The sequence below is a fragment of the Mitsuaria sp. BK037 genome (assembly GCF_014193045.1).
Taxonomy (GTDB): Bacteria; Pseudomonadota; Gammaproteobacteria; order Burkholderiales; family Burkholderiaceae_C; genus Roseateles.
In genome coordinates, this window is record NZ_JACHYS010000004.1 from 291080 (window position 1) to 307007 (window position 15928).

At 68.6% G+C, this 15928-nt stretch carries 11 protein-coding genes; 2 read left to right on the forward strand and 9 right to left on the reverse strand.

The features are described 5' to 3' along the window. The first annotated feature begins 168 nt into the window (after positions 1-168). The gene (gene uvrA, locus FHT37_RS22270) at positions 169-5805 is read left to right on the forward strand and encodes an excinuclease ABC subunit UvrA (protein ID WP_183484739.1); all 5637 of its coding nucleotides are present in this window, start codon (positions 169-171) and stop codon (positions 5803-5805) included. Positions 5806-5849: 44 nt separating this feature from the next. On the opposite strand, the gene FHT37_RS22275 is transcribed toward uvrA, so the two are convergent. The 4 genes from FHT37_RS22275 to FHT37_RS22290 form a co-directional block, all read right to left on the reverse strand. Beyond that, the gene (locus tag FHT37_RS22275) at positions 5850-6740 is read right to left on the reverse strand and encodes a hypothetical protein (protein WP_091720534.1); all 891 of its coding nucleotides are present in this window, start codon (positions 6738-6740) and stop codon (positions 5850-5852) included. After that, positions 6737-7312: a DUF6932 family protein gene (locus FHT37_RS22280; protein ID WP_091720537.1), complete on the reverse strand. Its 576-nt coding sequence runs from the start codon at positions 7310-7312 to the stop codon at positions 6737-6739. The genes FHT37_RS22275 and FHT37_RS22280 overlap by 4 nt, the downstream gene beginning before the upstream one ends. 178 nt (positions 7313-7490) lie before the next feature. Beyond that, positions 7491-7787, reverse strand: coding sequence for a hypothetical protein (locus FHT37_RS22285; protein ID WP_091720540.1), 297 nt, complete (start codon positions 7785-7787; stop codon positions 7491-7493). A 65-nt stretch (positions 7788-7852) separates the two neighbouring features. After that, positions 7853-8455 (reverse strand): hypothetical protein, encoded by a 603-nt coding sequence (locus tag FHT37_RS22290; RefSeq protein ID WP_217648368.1) that lies wholly within the window; start codon positions 8453-8455, stop codon positions 7853-7855. Between the two features lie 142 nt (positions 8456-8597). Between FHT37_RS22290 and FHT37_RS22295 the strand changes: the two genes are divergently transcribed. Then, positions 8598-11267, forward strand: a complete 2670-nt coding sequence (locus tag FHT37_RS22295; RefSeq protein ID WP_183484741.1) for a prolyl oligopeptidase family serine peptidase — start codon at positions 8598-8600, stop codon at positions 11265-11267. Between the two features lie 226 nt (positions 11268-11493). On the opposite strand, the gene FHT37_RS22300 is transcribed toward FHT37_RS22295, so the two are convergent. The 5 genes from FHT37_RS22300 to FHT37_RS22320 all read right to left on the reverse strand — a co-directional run bounded on the left by FHT37_RS22300 (position 11494) and on the right by FHT37_RS22320 (position 15890). Then, a complete protein-coding gene (locus FHT37_RS22300) occupies positions 11494-12075 on the reverse strand; it encodes a DUF4148 domain-containing protein (RefSeq protein ID WP_147241951.1) in 582 nt (193 codons plus the stop codon). 380 nt (positions 12076-12455) lie between these two features. Continuing rightward, positions 12456-13955, reverse strand: a complete 1500-nt coding sequence (locus FHT37_RS22305; RefSeq protein WP_183484743.1) for a M48 family metalloprotease — start codon at positions 13953-13955, stop codon at positions 12456-12458. 92 nt (positions 13956-14047) lie between these two features. Further along, entirely contained in the window at positions 14048-14659 is a 612-nt protein-coding gene (locus FHT37_RS22310; protein WP_091720550.1) for a UPF0149 family protein, read from the reverse strand. Positions 14660-14726: 67 nt separating this feature from the next. After that, a complete protein-coding gene (locus FHT37_RS22315; protein ID WP_091720554.1) occupies positions 14727-14969 on the reverse strand; it encodes a hypothetical protein in 243 nt (80 codons plus the stop codon). Between the two features lie 6 nt (positions 14970-14975). Next, on the reverse strand, positions 14976-15890 hold the full coding sequence (locus FHT37_RS22320) for a DUF808 domain-containing protein (protein WP_183484745.1): 915 nt from the start codon (positions 15888-15890) through the stop codon (positions 14976-14978). Positions 15891-15928 lie beyond the last annotated feature (38 nt).

Here is a 15928-nt window from a genome sequence, read left to right on the forward strand (position 1 = left end):
CAAGAGGTATGCGAAGGCTTCCTGAACGGTCTCCTGCTTTCAATTGCTTACCACTGCGTCGCGCCGGTCACCTCGCGCGCGTCCCGCCGGCTGCTGCCAATTCATGGCGGCCGCCCTCCCTAGAATCATCGCCCACTGCCTTTTTCGAGGCTCCCGAGCCCACACCTCATGTCCGACGCCGATATCCGCATCCGCGGCGCCCGCCAGCACAACCTCAAGAACCTCGACCTGGATCTCCGGACCGGAGAACTGACCGTGGTGACCGGGCCGAGCGGCTCGGGCAAGTCCAGCCTGGTGTTCGACACGCTCTACGCGGAAGGCCAGCGCCGCTACGTCGAGACCTTCTCCGCCTACGCGCGCCAGTTCCTCGACCGCATGGACCGCCCGGCCGTCGACAAGGTGGAGGGCGTGCCGCCCGCCATCGCGATCGACCAGACCAACCCGGTCCGCACCAGCCGCTCCACCGTCGGCACGATGACGGAGCTCAACGACCATCTGAAGCTGCTGTTCGCGCGCGGCGCGGACCTCTTCGACCGCGACACCGCGCTGCCGGTGCGCCACGACACGCCGCAGACCATCCACGCCGAGCTGCTGGCGCGCACCGTCGACGGCGATCCGCGCCTGGTGCTGACCTTCCCGGTCGAGCTGCCGGAGACCGTCAGCGCCGGCGAGGTCGAGCAGTGGCTCTCCGCCTCCGGCTTCACGCGGGTGCAGTCGGAGCGCGTCGTCAACGGCCGCAAGGTGCTGGACGTGGTGGCGGACCGCTTCCGCATGCAGGGCGTCGAGCAGGCGCGCGTGATGGAGGCCATCGAGCTGGCGCTCAAGCGCGGCAGCGGCCGCATGACGGTCTACGTGCTGCCGGCCGAGGAGGGTGCCGAGCCGGTGCTGTGGCGCTACTCGACCGGCCTGCATTGCCCGGAGAGCGACATCCGCTACGCCGACCCGCAGCCGGCGCTGTTCTCGTTCAACTCGGCGATGGGCGCGTGCGAGACCTGCCGCGGTTTCGGCCGCGTGATCGGCGTGGACCTGGGCCTGGTGATCCCCGACGAGCGCAAGACGCTGCGCGGCGGTGCGATCAAGCCGATGCAGACGCCGGCCTGGAAGGAATGCCAGGACGACCTGCTGAAGTACGCCGGCGATGCCGGCATCCCGCGCGACACGGCCTGGAGCCAGATGACGCAGGCGCAGCGCGACTGGGTCATCGAAGGCAGCCCGAACTGGAACGGCAACTGGAACAAGCAGTGGTACGGCGTCCGCCGGTTCTTCGATTACCTGGAGAGCAAGGCCTACAAGATGCACATCCGGGTGCTGCTGTCCAAGTACCGCAGCTACACCGAATGCCCGGCCTGCCGCGGCGCGCGCCTCAAGACCGAGGCGCTGCTGTGGCGCATCGGTTCCAAGGCGCTGGCCGACGCGGCACTGCCGGCCGCGCAGCGCTTCATGCCGGAGGGCGTGAAGTGGACGCGCGCGCAGCTCGAGGCGTTGCCGGGGCTGTCGGTCCATGACCTGATGCAGCTGCCGATCCATCGGCTCAGACGCTTCATGGACGAGCTCCAGTTGCCGGGCTCGATGCTCGACGAGGCGCTGAAGCTGCTGCTCGACGAGATCCGCAACCGGCTCAAGTACCTGGTCGACGTCGGCATCGGCTACCTGACGCTGGACCGCCAGAGCCGCACGCTGTCCGGCGGCGAGGTGCAGCGCATCAACCTGACCACGGCGCTGGGGACCTCGCTGGTCAACACGCTGTTCGTGCTGGACGAGCCCAGCATCGGCCTGCACCCGCGCGACATGAACCGCATCGTCGAGGCGATGCAGCGCCTGCGCGACGCGGGCAACACGCTGGTGGTCGTCGAGCACGACCCGGCGGTGATGCTGGCGGCGGACCGGCTCATCGACATGGGCCCCGGCCCCGGCCAGCAGGGCGGCCAGATCGTCTTCGACGGCACGCCGGAACAGATCCGCGCCGCCGATACGTTGACCGGCGCCTATCTGGGCGCGCGCAGGCACGTGGGCATGGGCCTGAAGCGCGTCGTCGAGGAGAACACGCCGCGACTGATCCTCGAGGGCGCGCGCGAGCACAACCTCAAGAACGTCAGCGTCGAGTTCCCGCTGCAGCGCATGGTGGCGGTCACCGGCGTCTCCGGTTCGGGCAAGAGCACGCTGATGCAGGACGTGCTCTATCCGGCGCTGGCGCGCTGGTTCGGCCAGGCCACCGAGGCGCCGGGCGCGCATGACCGGCTCCTGGGCGCGGACTGGCTGGCCGACGCGGTCTTCGTCGACCAGTCGCCGATCGGCAAGACGGCGCGCTCGAACCCGGCCAGCTACGTTGGCGTGTTCGACGAGATCCGCAAGCGCTTCGCCGACACGCCGATGGCCAGGGAGCGCAGCTATGGCGCCGGCATGTTCAGCTTCAACGCCGGCGACGGCCGCTGTCCGACCTGCGGCGGCTCGGGCTTCGAGCACGTCGAGATGCAGTTCCTCTCCGACGTCTACCTGCGCTGCCCCGACTGCGACGGCAAGCGCTTCCGTGCCGAGCTGCTCGAGGTCAAGCTGGAGCGCGCCGGACGGCAGCTCAGCGTCTCCGACGTGCTGGACCTGACGGTGGCCGAGGCGCTGGGCGTCTTCAAGGACGACCGCGAGGTGCTGAACAAGCTGCAGCCGCTGTCGGATGTCGGCCTGGACTACCTGACGCTGGGCCAGCCGGTGCCGACGCTGTCGGGCGGCGAGGCGCAGCGGCTGAAGCTGGCGGGATACCTGGCGGAGGCGGCCTCGAAGCCGCGCCAGGCGACCGCGACCAAGGGCACCCTGTTCCTCTTCGACGAGCCGACCACCGGCCTGCACTTCGACGACATCGCCAAGCTGATGCGCGCCATGCGCAAGCTGCTGTCGGCGGGGCACTCGCTGATCCTGATCGAGCACAACCTGGACGTGATCCGCGCGTCGGACTGGGTCATCGACCTCGGGCCCGAGGGCGGCGAGGACGGCGGCCTGGTCGTCGCGGTCGGCACGCCGGAGACGCTGAAGGACCATCCGACCTCGCACACCGCGCAGGCGCTGCGCGAGTACGCGGCCGAGATGGACCGCGCGCCGGTCAAGGTCGCCGAAGGCAAGCCGCTGCAATCGCTGCTGCGCCAGCGCCGCAAAGCCGATGAAGCGATCCGCATCGTCAACGCGCGCGAGCACAACCTGAAGTCGGTCGACGTCAGCATCCCGCGCGGCAAGTTCAACGTCGTGACCGGCGTGTCGGGCTCCGGCAAGAGCACGTTGGCCTTCGACATCCTGTTCAACGAGGGCCAGCGCCGCTATCTCGAATCGCTGAACGCCTATGCGCGCTCGATCGTGCAGCCGGCGGGCCGGCCCGAGGTCGACGCGGTCTGGGGCATTCCGCCGACGGTCGCGATCGAGCAGCGCCTGTCGCGCGGCGGCCGCAAGAGCACGGTGGCGACCACGACGGAGGTCTGGCACTTCCTGCGCCTGCTCTACGTGAAGCTCGGCGTCCAGCACTGCGCCAATGACGGCACGCCGGTGAAGCCGCAGAGCGTCGAGGCCATCGCCGCGCAGCTGCTGCGCGACTACAAGGGCCGCCACATCGGGCTGCTCGCGCCGTTGGTGGTCAATCGCAAGGGCGTCTACACCGACCTGGCGAAGTGGGCGAAGCAGCGCGGCCATACGCACCTGCGCGTCGACAGCGAGTTCCTGCCGACCAGTCCCTGGCCGCGGCTGGACCGCTTCAAGGAACACACGATCGAACTGCCGGTGGGTGACATGACCGTCACGCCGGAGACCGAGGCCGAGCTGCGCGAGCTGCTGGCCAAGGCGCTGGACCACGGCAAGGGCGTGGTGCATGTGCTGTCGCCGCTGGACGGACTGCACGACGCGCTGCGCAATGCGAAGCCGACGCGCGGCATCGGCGAGCTGCGCGTGTTCTCCACCAAGCGCGCCTGCCCGCAGTGCGGCACGAGTTATCCGGAACTGGATCCGCGGCTGTTCAGCTACAACTCCAAGCACGGCTGGTGCACCACCTGCGTCGGCACCGGCCTGGCGCTGACGCGCGAGCAGCGCAAGGCCCTGGACGACAGTCAGCAGGACAAGGACAACCGGGGCCGCGAGCAGAGCTTCCCCGCCGAGGAAGCCGAGATCGAGGACCTGAGCGACGCGCCCTGCCCGGATTGCCACGGCTCGCGGCTGAATCCCGTGGCGCGCGCGGTGAGCTTCGAGCACGAGACCATCGGCACGGTGGCCTCGTGGAGCGTGACCGAGGCGCGCGAGTGGATCGCGGGCCTCGCGCTGACCGGCCGTGACGCCGAGATCGCGCGCGACGTGATCGCGGAGATCCGCGGGCGGCTGGAGTTCCTGGAGGAGGTCGGCCTGGGCTACCTGACGCTGGACCGCGCGGCGCCCACGCTGTCCGGCGGCGAGGCCCAGCGCATCCGCCTGGCGGCGCAGCTCGGCAGCAACCTGCAGGGCGTCTGCTACGTGCTGGACGAGCCGACCATCGGCCTGCATCCGCGCGACAACCAGATCCTGCTCAAGGCGCTGTCGACGCTGGGCGACAAGGGCAACACGCTGGTCGTCGTCGAGCACGACGAGGACACGATCCGGCGCGCCGATCACATCATCGACATCGGGCCGAGCGCGGGCAAGCGCGGCGGCCGCGTGATCGCCGAGGGCACGGCCGAGCAGATCGCGAAGAACCCCGACTCGCTGACGGGCCGTTTTCTGTCGAAACCGCTGGTGCATCCGCTCAAGGAGCGCCGCGAGATGGACGCCGACGCGCCCAAGCTGACGGTGCTCAACGCGACGCTGCACAACCTGCGCGGCGTCACGGTGGACGTGCCGCTGCACCGGCTGGTAGGCATCACCGGGGTGTCGGGCTCGGGCAAGTCGACGCTGGCGCGCGACGTGCTGCTGGCCAACATGGCGGCGGCGGTGCCGCTGCGCCGGGCGCCGTCGACCTGGCTGGGCTGCGACGCCATCGAGGGCCATCAGCAGGTGGACCGGGTGCTGGAGGTCGACCAGACGCCGATCGGCAAGACGCCGCGCAGCTGCCCGGCGACCTACATCGGCTTCTGGGACGCGATCCGCAAGCTGTTCGCCGAGACGCTGGAGGCGAAGGCCCGCGGGTATGGTCCGGGCCGCTTCAGCTTCAACACCGGCGAGGGCCGTTGCCCGGGCTGTGAAGGGCAGGGCATGCGCACCATCGCGATGAGCTTCCTGCCGGACGTGAAGGTGCTCTGCGACCAATGCCATGGGCAGCGCTTCAACCCCGAGACGCTGGCGGTGAGCTGGCGCGGCAAGAGCATCGGCGAGGTGCTGCAGATGGAGGTCGACGAGGCGGTGGAGTTCTTTGCCGCGATGACCTCGATCGCGCATCCGCTGAAGCTGCTGCAGGACGTGGGGCTGGGCTACCTGACGCTGGGTCAGCCGAGCCCGACGCTCTCGGGCGGCGAGGCGCAGCGGATCAAGCTGGTGTCGGAGCTGGTGAAGGTGCGCGACGACGTGACGCGCCGCGGCCAGAAGCCGCCGCACACGCTGTACGTGCTGGACGAGCCGACGGTGGGCCTGCACATGGCCGACGTGGAGAAGCTGATCCGCGTGCTGCATCGCCTGGTCGACGGCGGGCACAGCGTGGTCGTGATCGAGCACGACCTCGATGTGATCGCCGAAGCCGACTGGGTGCTGGACCTGGGACCGGAGGGAGGCTCGGCGGGCGGACGCGTGGTCGCGCAGGGCCGGCCGGAGACGCTGGTGGCGCAAGGGACGCACACCGGCAAGGCGCTGGCACCGGTGCTGGCGCGAGGCTGATCAGCCCGCCAACTGAAACGGCCTCGCAAGAGGCCGTTTTCTATTCAGGTTGGCAATGCATTGAGTGTGTATCGCGGACGCCCCTGGCCGACTTGCACCACGTCCAAGGTGATATTGGTATGACGCTTCAACCATTCCCGATTGATGAGGTCCGGATCTTCCACTGCGCTACCAATTCTTCCCTTGATTAGAGCGTTGCTGGTCTGGAACTCAAAGGAGCGGCTGTGGGGGAGTACGCCGACGAATACGCCTTGGTGCTGTTCTCGGTCCTCCTTGATATTGCCTTCTTCCAATCGGTCAGCGGACTGCTTCAGTTGATCAGGACCCTCAAACCTAAAAATCCGCTGCTTGAACTCCAGTCCGCACCAGGCTTGATGTTGCTGCAAGAGTTCAAGGAACTCCGAGATCTTTTTCACCGCTCGGGGATGGATCGTGTCTACAAGTTCCGCGACCTCGTCGTCGCTCTTCAATGCTGCGGCTTCCCACAGTCCTTGCATCTTCTGAAGTGCGTCTTCAGCCTTCTCTTGATCTGGGAACAGGCCTCCCGCAGGGAGTTCGAACTCAAACCCGAAGGAGCCAACGGCGGTGCCCGTGAGCAGCAATTGATTCTTTGCTCGATCGGGTATGGGGCCCATGAAGCGGAGGCTGTCGTTGAGACCTGCGACCACCGCCGCGAAGGCATCCGCGAACGCATTGGACGCCTTGCCTGCGAAATCTGCCGAGATTCCGCGACTGCCCGTCACAGGGCGACCGCGAAAGGTCAGCCGCGCGCGTTCCGGCCGCGGCACCGACTCTTGCCTCAGAAGAGCGTCCCGCGCGGATTTCAGGCGATTCTCCAGCGAGAGCCGTTGGATTGCTGCGGAGCCGGGAAGCTGATTGAGCATCAGCTCGAGCTCTTGAATCTCCGATGACAACGCGTCCCTGCGATCAATCATGGCGTGATCCCCAAGGCAAGCTTTGCTTGAGCAACTGCCTGTGCCGCCAGCAGATCATTGGCAGGCGATAAATCAATCTGAACGAAGCCCTTCCACAGGCCGTCCCGCCTGTGTGACCACATGCTGTACCAATACGCGATCCGTTGAACCGAAGCTTCGTTCATTGAGCCGCCTAGCACGTCCCAGTACGAGTCCACCTGATGAGTTTTCTTCACGTGGGCGTTATCGAAGAGATGCGGGTTGGCGGCCACAAGCGCGGCCTCAGTCGCACCCGGGGGAATTTCTATGAATGTGACCACGTCCACATCCCGAGGATCCCGTCCTTCGGTGGCTTCCACGTGCTCCAAGAAGCTCCCATCCAACCATTGAAATCCGACTGTTATCCCGGCTGCCCGAATTTCCGAGCGGAAGCGGAGCAGGCCTTCCACGATTGCAAGACGGGGCGGAGAGTTCCCCATCGCGTCGACAAAAGCGTCCAAGGTGGCCTTGTAAGGAGATCGGTCGGCGTGATGGCCTGCGACCCCAGGGCGAACAGGTGGGATCACACCCTGCAGGTTCCAGGCAGGAATCATGCATCTTGCTCCTCAATCCAGGTCTGCATCGTTCGGCCCCAAAGGGTTGGGCCTCAGCTCATCGGATCAACGACTTTAAAGGAGACCGAGCGAGCTGAATGCAAGTGAGCTGACGGGACTGAGTCGTGAGCGGCGTCTGCGCCCTGAAGCGCGACCCACAGGCCACGCGCAGGCCGGCTCAATGCGGCTTGCGCCGCTGGCGCTGCTCGAAGTCGTCGCCGTGATAGACGTTGCCGTCCCAGGTGCCTGAGCGGTGCTTCGCGCGGGCGATTGCGTCGAGGGCCGCGTCATGGGCGGCGCGACGGCGGTCGCGTGAATTGAAGCGACCCTTCAGGCCGATGCCGCTGCCCATCAGAAGGCCCGGGCGCCGGACCCATGCGCGCCAGGCCATCTGGTGCCGCCGCGGCAAGGCCATGTCGATCGCGAGCAGCACGCAGATCAGCAGTCCAAGGGCGGCGATGACTTTGGCGAACATACGTCGGCGCGGTGAATCACGCCTTGCTGGCGTGCAAGCGGCCGACTATACGCGAGGGGAAAACCTCAGTCGCGATGATGGCCGCGTCCATGTCCGTGGCCACGATCACCGCGATCACCGTCGCGGTCCCAGCCGCCGCGACCGCCGCCGCGATGGTCATCGCGGCGTTCTTCCCAGCGCCGGCCCTCCCAGCCGCGATGGTCGTCGCGGTGGTCGTGCCAGTCGCGGCGGCCATCCCAGCGGCCATCCCAATCCCGGCGCACCGGCTCCCACCGGGGCGGCGGCGGAGGGGCATAGACCGGCATCGGATGCACGCGCGGGCGACCGTAGTAGACCGGGGCGTAGGTCCGCGTGTACCAGTCCTCACGGACGAAATACACCGGCCGGCCGCAGGCGCGGTAGTAGCCGCAGTGGCGCGACCAGGCGTGGTAATGCGCGGGCGGCACGCGCAGGTACAACGGCGGGGCGGGGTCGTAGACCCGCTCGATCACCATCGGCTGCGCGTAGATCACGTCCGGGCGGACGTTGCCGACGTCGATGCGGCCATAGAAGCCGGGCTGTCCGACGCTGATGGACACGCCCACGTCGCCTGCGAAGGCCGTTGGCGCAGCCAGCACGCCGGCGGTCAGCGCCACGGCGCCGAGGATGCGTTGGATCAGGTGCTTCATGGAACCTCCGACCTACCTAGGGAAAGTATGGACGGTTAACGCGCGCTTGACGGATCCGGTGCACAGCGCAGCGGTAAGCAGTTGTTGACCCCTCCCTAGAATCCCGCGTCCCTGCTGACCTTGCGGGGCGTGGAGCAACGATTTGAAGCAATGGATCCTGACTTCCCTGGCGCTGGCGACCCTGGCGACGGGGCTGGGCGCCGGCGAGCCCTCGCTGGCGCAGACGACGACGGCCCCCGTCGCCGTGGCCAACCGGCCGCTGACCCTGGAACAGCTGTTCCGCGCCGAGTCCTACCGCGGCGAGTCCGCCAAAGACCTGAAATTCAGCGCGAGCGGCCGTTACGTCGCTTACCTCTGGAACCCGTTCGGCGAGCCCGGCAGCGACCTCTACGTCCATGACACCCAGGCGGGCCGGACGGTCCGCGTGAGTTCGCCGGCGCTGATGGCCGTGGTGGAGACGCCGGAGAACCTGGAGCGCTACGCCCGCAAGCTCAAGCAGAAGCGCGACGAGCTGGCCCAGCGCCAGGCCCGCGAGGAGGCGCAGGCCGCCTACCTGCGCGGCGAGCCGGTGGACCTGGATCAATGGGAGCGCCAGGCGATTGCCGACCTGAAGGTGGAACTGGCCGAGCGCAAGGCGCGCGAGGACGCCCGCAAGGCGGCCGAGAAGGCGGCCTGGGGCGACGCACCGGCCGCCGCCGCGGCGCCGGCCTCGGGCGCTTCCGCCGCGGAGGCGAAGAAGCCGGCCAAGGATCCCAAGGACATGGCGCTCTGGGAGCTGCGCGACGAACTGAAGAAGAAGCGCGAGCGCGAGAAGCTCAAGCCCGAGGACCTGTACCCCGGCGTCTCGCAGTTCGTGTGGGCGTCCAAGGCGGATGAACTGGTGCTCGCCTACCGCGGCCAGCTGCTGCGCTGGAAAGCGGGCGCCGACCGCGCCGAGCCGCTGCTGTCGACGGGTCGCACGCTCAAGCCGGTCGCCTACGCGCCGGACGACCAGTCGCTGATCGTGCAGGACGAGACCCGCGTGCTGCGCGTGCGCCTGGCCACGGCCGGCATCGAGGTGATCAACCGCGAGCTGTTCAACCCGGACGACGAGGACCGCAAGTTCCGCATCGCCCAGACCGCGCTGAGCGAGGACGGCCGCTGGATGGCGCTGGTGGCCAACGCGCCGCTGGTGAACGCGGACGGCAAGCCGCTGCCCAAGCCGGGCAGGCAGGTCGAGATCATGAATTACGGCGACCGTTTCGCGACGGCGAAGAAGGTGGACCGCGAGGTCTCCGACGACAAGCGCGGCCTGCCCTCGATGGCGATCTACATCCGCAAGGTGCCTGCGGCCGGCGCCGCGCCTGAGCGCCAGCCCGAGCCGGTGTTCACGCACCCGGGCGGCGACGCGTGGTTCGAGATTTCGCCGGTGGTGTGGGCGCGCGACGGCAGCCGCTACGCCTTCACCACCTTCGAGCGCGAGAAGGACCTGCTGCGCGTCTACCTCGGCAAGCCCGGCGACGCGAAACCGGAGATGGTGCTGGAGCGCCGCGCGCCCATCCACCACGAGCTGGTCAACGTGATGACGCCGTCGTTCACGCCGGACTCGAAGCAGCTGGTGCTGATCCTGGCCGACAACGGCTGGCGCCAGCCCTACGCGATGAGCCTGGCGGCGGGCGCCGACCGTTCGGTGACGCCGCTGGTGAAGGGCGAGTTCGAGGCTTTCCAGGTGCTGGGCTTCACGCCGGATGCGAAGACGATGTTCGTCGTGTCCAACAAGGACGACTACGCGGCGATGAATGTCTGGCGCGTCGAGCTCAAGGACGGCCGCATGACGGCGCTGGGCCGCTCGCCGGACTACCACCGCAACGCGGCGGTGGCGCGCAATGGCCAGTGGGCGGCGGCGGTGGCCGGCAACTGGGCCGAGCGTCCCGAGCTGAAGCTGCTGAAGGGCCAGGCGGCCGCGTCGGGTGCCGAGCCCGGCAAGCTGCTGACGCAGAGCCACGACCCGGCCTGGGCCCAGGTCGACGTGCTGCGGCCGGAGCGCTTCAGCTTCCGCAACCGCCACGGCGACATGATCCCGGCCTACGTCTTCAAGCCGCTGGGCTGGGCGCCGAGCGACAAGCGCGCGGCGGTCGTCTACACCTACGGCGGGCCGCTGAATGATCGCCATTCGGTCGAGACCGACAGCTTCCAGCCGACCGGTTATGTCTTCGCGATGTACATGGCGGCCAAGCATGGCTACGTCACGGTGACGGTGGATCCGCGCGGGCATTCCAACTACGGCGAGAAATTCGCCGATGCCAACTGGGAGCAGCCGGGCGCGCCGCAGACCGAGGACCTGGAAGACCTGGTCGCCTACATGAAGGCCAACCTGGGCGTCGACGGCCAGCGCATCGGCCTGAATGGCTGGAGCTTCGGCGGTTTCCAGACCCAGTACACGATGTATACGAAGCCCGACCTGTTCGCGGCCGGCATCGCCGGAGCGGGTCCGACCGAATGGGAGAACTACAACAGCTGGTACAGCGGCCGGACCATCGGCAAGGTGGACCGGACCAAGCCGGTGCTGCGCAAGTATTCGCTGCTGCCGCTGGCCAGGCAGCTGAAGAAGCCGCTGCTGCTGGTGCACGGCATGCAGGACCCGAACGTGCTTTATCAGGACACGGTCAACGTGTACCGCGCGCTGCTGGAGTCGGGCAAGGAAGGGCTGGTCGAGCTGTTCCTGGATCCGGACGGCGAGCACGCCCTCGGTGGCGCGGTGAAGCCGGCGGGCTGGCACCGCAAGTACGAGGCGTTCTGGCTGGCACACCTGGGGGCGGCGCAGCGCAAGTAGGACGCCAAGCCTACCCGTGCCCTGAGCCGCGGATGTCGCCTGTCACGACGCCCGGCCGGCCGCTCACGCCGTCCGGAGCTCGCGGCATCCGCCAGCATCAGGACGGGCACCTGGCTCCCCTGGGCGCGCAGCAGGCGGCACAGGTCCAGCCCGTCAAGCCGGGGCAGCGCCAGGTCCAGGAGTCGGCGAGGGACACCCACCCGCCCGCCTCGCGGCGGGCGGCCCCTCACGGCTTGGCCGACTGGTCGTTGTCGTTGATGCGGCGCAGCTCGCCGCTGCGGCGCGCCTCGTCGAACTGCTGCTTCACGTCCTGGCGGGTGGTCGCCGGCTTCTTGGCTGCGCCGGCCGTGCCAGGCCCCGCGTGGGCACGCGACTCGTGGAAGGCGTGGTCGACGTCGCCGTTGGCGCGCGCGGTCGCCAGCTCCGCCTTGACCTGCGCCCGCGTCTTGGATCCGCTGGTCTGGGCATCCGTGCTCTGGGTCTTCGCGTGGGCGGCCGACTCGTGGAAGGCGTCGCGCTTCGCGCCGGACTTGCGCGCTTCGGTCAGGGCCTGGCGCGCCTGTTCGCGCGTCTTGGTGCTCTTGCCCTTGACGCCGAGCTCTTCCTTGGAGTGCTGACCGTTCTCGTCGAACGCCGCGTCGATGGCGCCGGAGGCCTGCGCGCGGTCGCGCTCGGCCTTGACTTCATCCCGGGTCGGGGGACGCGCGGTCGCGTCTTCGGCATGCGCCCACATCGAGGCACTCGCAGCGGCGGCGGCGAGGATCGACAGCAGGGCCGTCCGGGTCGTGCTTCGAGTGTTGCGGTTCATCACTTTGCTGTTCCTTTCACTTCCTGTCAGACGGCCGGACATGGCGTGCTGCCTGTCGGACGTCGCACCACTGCGCGGTGCAGGATGAATTCTCAGAACCCGCAATGAACGTCAGCGGCGAGCCCAGTTAATCGAATGTGAGCGAGAGATGAACGGATCATGAAAGCAAGCCCCTGCTTGCGCTGTTCATGTGCTGCTCATGCGCGGTTCATGTCCGGGGCCACCGACGTTCCGCGACGCTCGACGCGCCACCCGTCTCACATTCATGTCGGTCTTGATGACCATGGCCACCGGCGCCGGCTCAACGACAACGATCAGTCGCCGAAGCCGTAAGGCTGCCGCGGGCGCGGCGAGGACGCAGGACGGGCGACGGCGCGCGCTCAGGGCGCCGCGACCACCGTCTTCACGCGCTCGCCCGGCTTGGGCGGCGCTTCGCCACCGTAACGGCCGTTGAGCAGTTTCAGCTGCGCTTCGGTCAGCACCGAGCTCTTCGCCATCTCGGCGAAGTCGCCCGCCGGATACGGCCGCAGCGCGATCTTCCACGGCCGGGCCTGCTTGCGGTCGTCGGCATTCAGCGCGCGGAAGCTGCCCTCCGCCTGCGCGAGGCCCTCGCGCCGCGCCTGCAGCGCCTGGCCGTCCTGCGCGGCGTAGACCAGCGCGTAGACCGCGCCCTTCGAACTCGTCACCAGCGTCAACTCGGCGTTGCCGCGCTGGCCCTGCGCGTTGCGACGCACGCCGGCGAAGTGGGTCGCCTTCAGCCCGTTGATCGTCTTCGCGTCGGTGCGGCCCTGCTCGGCGCCCAGGTTGCGCAGGATCTCGTCGTGCGAGTTGCCCGCCTTGGCCGGCACCGGCTGCAGGATCAGCGCCGCGTCGCGCTGCGGGCTCATGACCGTCACCGCGTCATTGCCGTTCTGGATCGCCCAGCCCGCCGGCGCCGTCAGCGCGAAGTCCAGGTCCGGGTGCAGGAACTGCTGCCCGCGCACCAGGCCCTGCGCCGGGCTGTCGCCGAAGACCATGCCCTCGATCGCCTGCAGGAAGGCGGCGCGGTTCTCGTCCACCGCCTGCCCGGCGGTCAGCTGCGAGGCCTCGTCGCGGATGCGCTGCAGGCGCTGCTCGTTGCTCGGGTGCGAGGCCAGCCAGTTGTTGCCCGTCTGCGGCTGGCGGCCCTGTGCCCGCGCCTGGTCGGCGGCGAACTGCTCCTGGTCCTTCAGCACCTGGATCACGTCGACCATGTGCCTGGGGTCGTAGCGGTTGCGAGCCAGGTACTCGGCGCCGAGCTGGTCCGCCTGCAGTTCCTGCTCGCGGCTGTAGGAGGCGATGTAGCCGGCCGCGGCGTTCTGCGAGAGCTGCCCGGCGATGTCCGTCGCGCCGCCCACGCCGCGCGACTCCAGCACCGCGCCCAGCACCGTCGCGGCGAGCACGCCGATGCCGGCGTTCTGCTGGCGCGTCGCCCGCTGCGCGCCGTGGCGCGCGGTCACGTGGCCGATCTCGTGGCCCATGACGCCGGCGAGGTCGGCCTCGTTCTCCATGTAGGCCAGGATGCCCCGGGTGACGTAGACGTAGCCGCCCGGCAGCGCGAAGGCATTGACCTCCGGACTGTCGAGCACGGTGAAATGCCACTCGAGCTCGGCCCGGTGCGACTGCGCGGCGAGCTTGTTGCCCAGCGCGGTGACGTAGGCCTGCAGCCGCGCGTCATCGACGACCGCGTACTCCTTGAGCACGCCCTGGTGGGCCTCGCGGCCGGCGGCCACCTCCTGCTGCAGGCTCATCGCGCTGCGCTCGGTGCGGCCGGAGACCGGGTTGACGACCTGGGTGCCGCAGCCGGCGATCGTCAGCAAGGCGGCGGTGGCCAGCACCGCGAACGGAAAGTGGCGCTTCATCGGATCAACTCGGCGTGACGGAAATGGGAAAAGGGAAAAGGGAAGGGCGGGACGGCGGGCGTGAGGCCCGCCGGCGGCAAGGCGGGGAGCGCTCAGGTGGCCTGCTGGCGCAGCGTCCACAGCGTCAGGACGCCCTCGGGCACTTCGCGGCTGAGCGCGTCGCGCCAGTGCAGGTCGGTGAGCTTGTCCTGGTCCTCGGCGCTGAGCTGGCTCTCGTCGCCGCCCAGCAGCGCGATCGGCGCCAGCGCGGCCGCGGTCTTGACGTGCTCGAACAGCGGCGCCCAGGCCTCGCCGTCCTGGTCCACGCCGATCATGAAGCCGGTGCACCAGTCCTCGGCATCGACCAGCTGCTGGTCGCCTTCCTCGGCGACGCTGAAGATCGGTTCCCATTCGTCCTGCTTCGACGACCACTGCACCGCCAGGCTGTGCACGTGGCGCAGCAGCAGCAAGGCGATCTTCTTGCGCTGCTTGCCGCTGGCGAAGGGGTCGCCGCCGCCCCACACCGGGCTCATCCATTCGGCGCCGGGCTTGTCGCTCAGCGACAGCGGGCTCAGCAGCTGCGCGCTGAGGTAGCCGTCGAGCGCCTCGATGTTCATCGCCGCGTCGTTGTCGATCTCGGACAGGAAGTCGTCGAGGTCCGACAGCTCATCGTCGGTCAGCGGGGTGTATTGCGCCTTGTCGGGCTGGTACTGCGGGAAGTCCATGTCGGATCCTGGAAAGTCGGGCGGGGTCGGGCGGAGTCGGGGAAGCGGAGAAGGCGAGGGCCGGCGCTCAGCCGTGGCGGCCGTGACGGCTCTTGGGCTTGCGGCCGTCCATGTCGGTGAGCTGGGTCTTGAGCAGCGCCATCAGGACGCGGGCGTTGGCCTCGGTCATGACCAGCAGCGTGCTGGGTTCGATGCCCTCGACCGGTTCGCGCTCCTTGACGAGGGCGTCCACCTTGAAGGTCACCAGGCCGCTGGTGCTGGAATTCGAGGCGGCCTTGAACTTCTGGACTTCGATGTGATGCGTCTTCATGGGGCGTCATTCTCGGCGATGGCGCAGGCGCTGGATACCGGTGACCACGGCCACGACGACGATGCCGGCCAGGATGCCGGTGATCCCGTCGCCGAGCAGCTCGACGAGGGTGCGGGCGAAGCCGCTGGCGCCGAGTGCTTCCACTACATGCTGGATCGCATGATGAAGGAAGGGCGCGCCGTGCGTCAGGATGCCGCCGCCGACCAGGAACATCGCGGCGGTGCCGGCGACCGACAGCGCCTTCATCAGCCACGGCGCCAGCCAGAGCAGCCCGCGGCCCAGCGCCTGCTGCCAGGCCGCGGCCTTGCGGCTGAGCCACAGGCCGGCATCGTCCAGCTTGACGATGCCGGCGACCAGGCCGTACACGCCGATCGTCATCAGCAGGGCGATGCCGGAGAGCACCAGCACGCGCGTCATGAAGCTGGCCTCGGCCACCGTGCCCAGGGTGATGGCGATGATCTCGGCGGAGAGGATGAAGTCGGTCCGGATCGCGCCCTTGACCTTGTCCTTCTCCAGCGCGGCCAGGTCGATCGCCGGGTTCCTGGCGGCCTCGGCCAGCGCGGCCTCGTGGGCGTCGTCGTCGGCGGTGTGCAGCCACTTGTGGGCGAGCTTCTCGACGCCCTCGAAGCAGAGGTAGGCGCCGCCGATCATCAGCAGCGGCGTGACCAGCCAGGGCGCCCAGGCGCTGATGGCCAGCGCCGCTGGCACCAGGATGGCCTTGTTGATCAGGGAGCCCTTGAACACGCCCCAGACCACGGGCAGTTCCCGGTCGGCGCTGACGCCGGTGACCTGCTGCGCATTGAGCGCCAGGTCGTCGCCCAGGACGCCGGACGTCTTCTTGGCGGCCATCTTGGAGAGCAGGGCCACGTCGTCCAGGACCGTGGTGATGTCGTCGAGCAGTGCGAGCAGGCTGGAGGCCATGGCGGAGGTGTCCCGTTCCCTGAGGGTGATGATTTGTG

Excerpts from the sequence above, each read along its gene's own strand:
- uvrA (WP_183484739.1), top strand. The coding sequence starts at position 169 with ATGTCCGACGCCGATATCCGCATCCGCGGCGCCCGCCAGCACAACCTC.
- FHT37_RS22275 (WP_091720534.1), bottom strand. The coding sequence starts at position 6,740 with ATGATTGATCGCAGGGACGCGTTGTCATCGGAGATTCAAGAGCTCGAG.
- FHT37_RS22280 (WP_091720537.1), bottom strand. The coding sequence starts at position 7,312 with ATGATTCCTGCCTGGAACCTGCAGGGTGTGATCCCACCTGTTCGCCCT.
- FHT37_RS22285 (WP_091720540.1), bottom strand. The coding sequence starts at position 7,787 with ATGTTCGCCAAAGTCATCGCCGCCCTTGGACTGCTGATCTGCGTGCTG.
- FHT37_RS22290 (WP_217648368.1), bottom strand. The coding sequence starts at position 8,455 with ATGAAGCACCTGATCCAACGCATCCTCGGCGCCGTGGCGCTGACCGCC.
- FHT37_RS22300 (WP_147241951.1), bottom strand. The coding sequence starts at position 12,075 with ATGAACCGCAACACTCGAAGCACGACCCGGACGGCCCTGCTGTCGATC.
- FHT37_RS22305 (WP_183484743.1), bottom strand. The coding sequence starts at position 13,955 with ATGAAGCGCCACTTTCCGTTCGCGGTGCTGGCCACCGCCGCCTTGCTG.
- FHT37_RS22310 (WP_091720550.1), bottom strand. The coding sequence starts at position 14,659 with ATGGACTTCCCGCAGTACCAGCCCGACAAGGCGCAATACACCCCGCTG.
- FHT37_RS22315 (WP_091720554.1), bottom strand. The coding sequence starts at position 14,969 with ATGAAGACGCATCACATCGAAGTCCAGAAGTTCAAGGCCGCCTCGAAT.
- FHT37_RS22320 (WP_183484745.1), bottom strand. The coding sequence starts at position 15,890 with ATGGCCTCCAGCCTGCTCGCACTGCTCGACGACATCACCACGGTCCTG.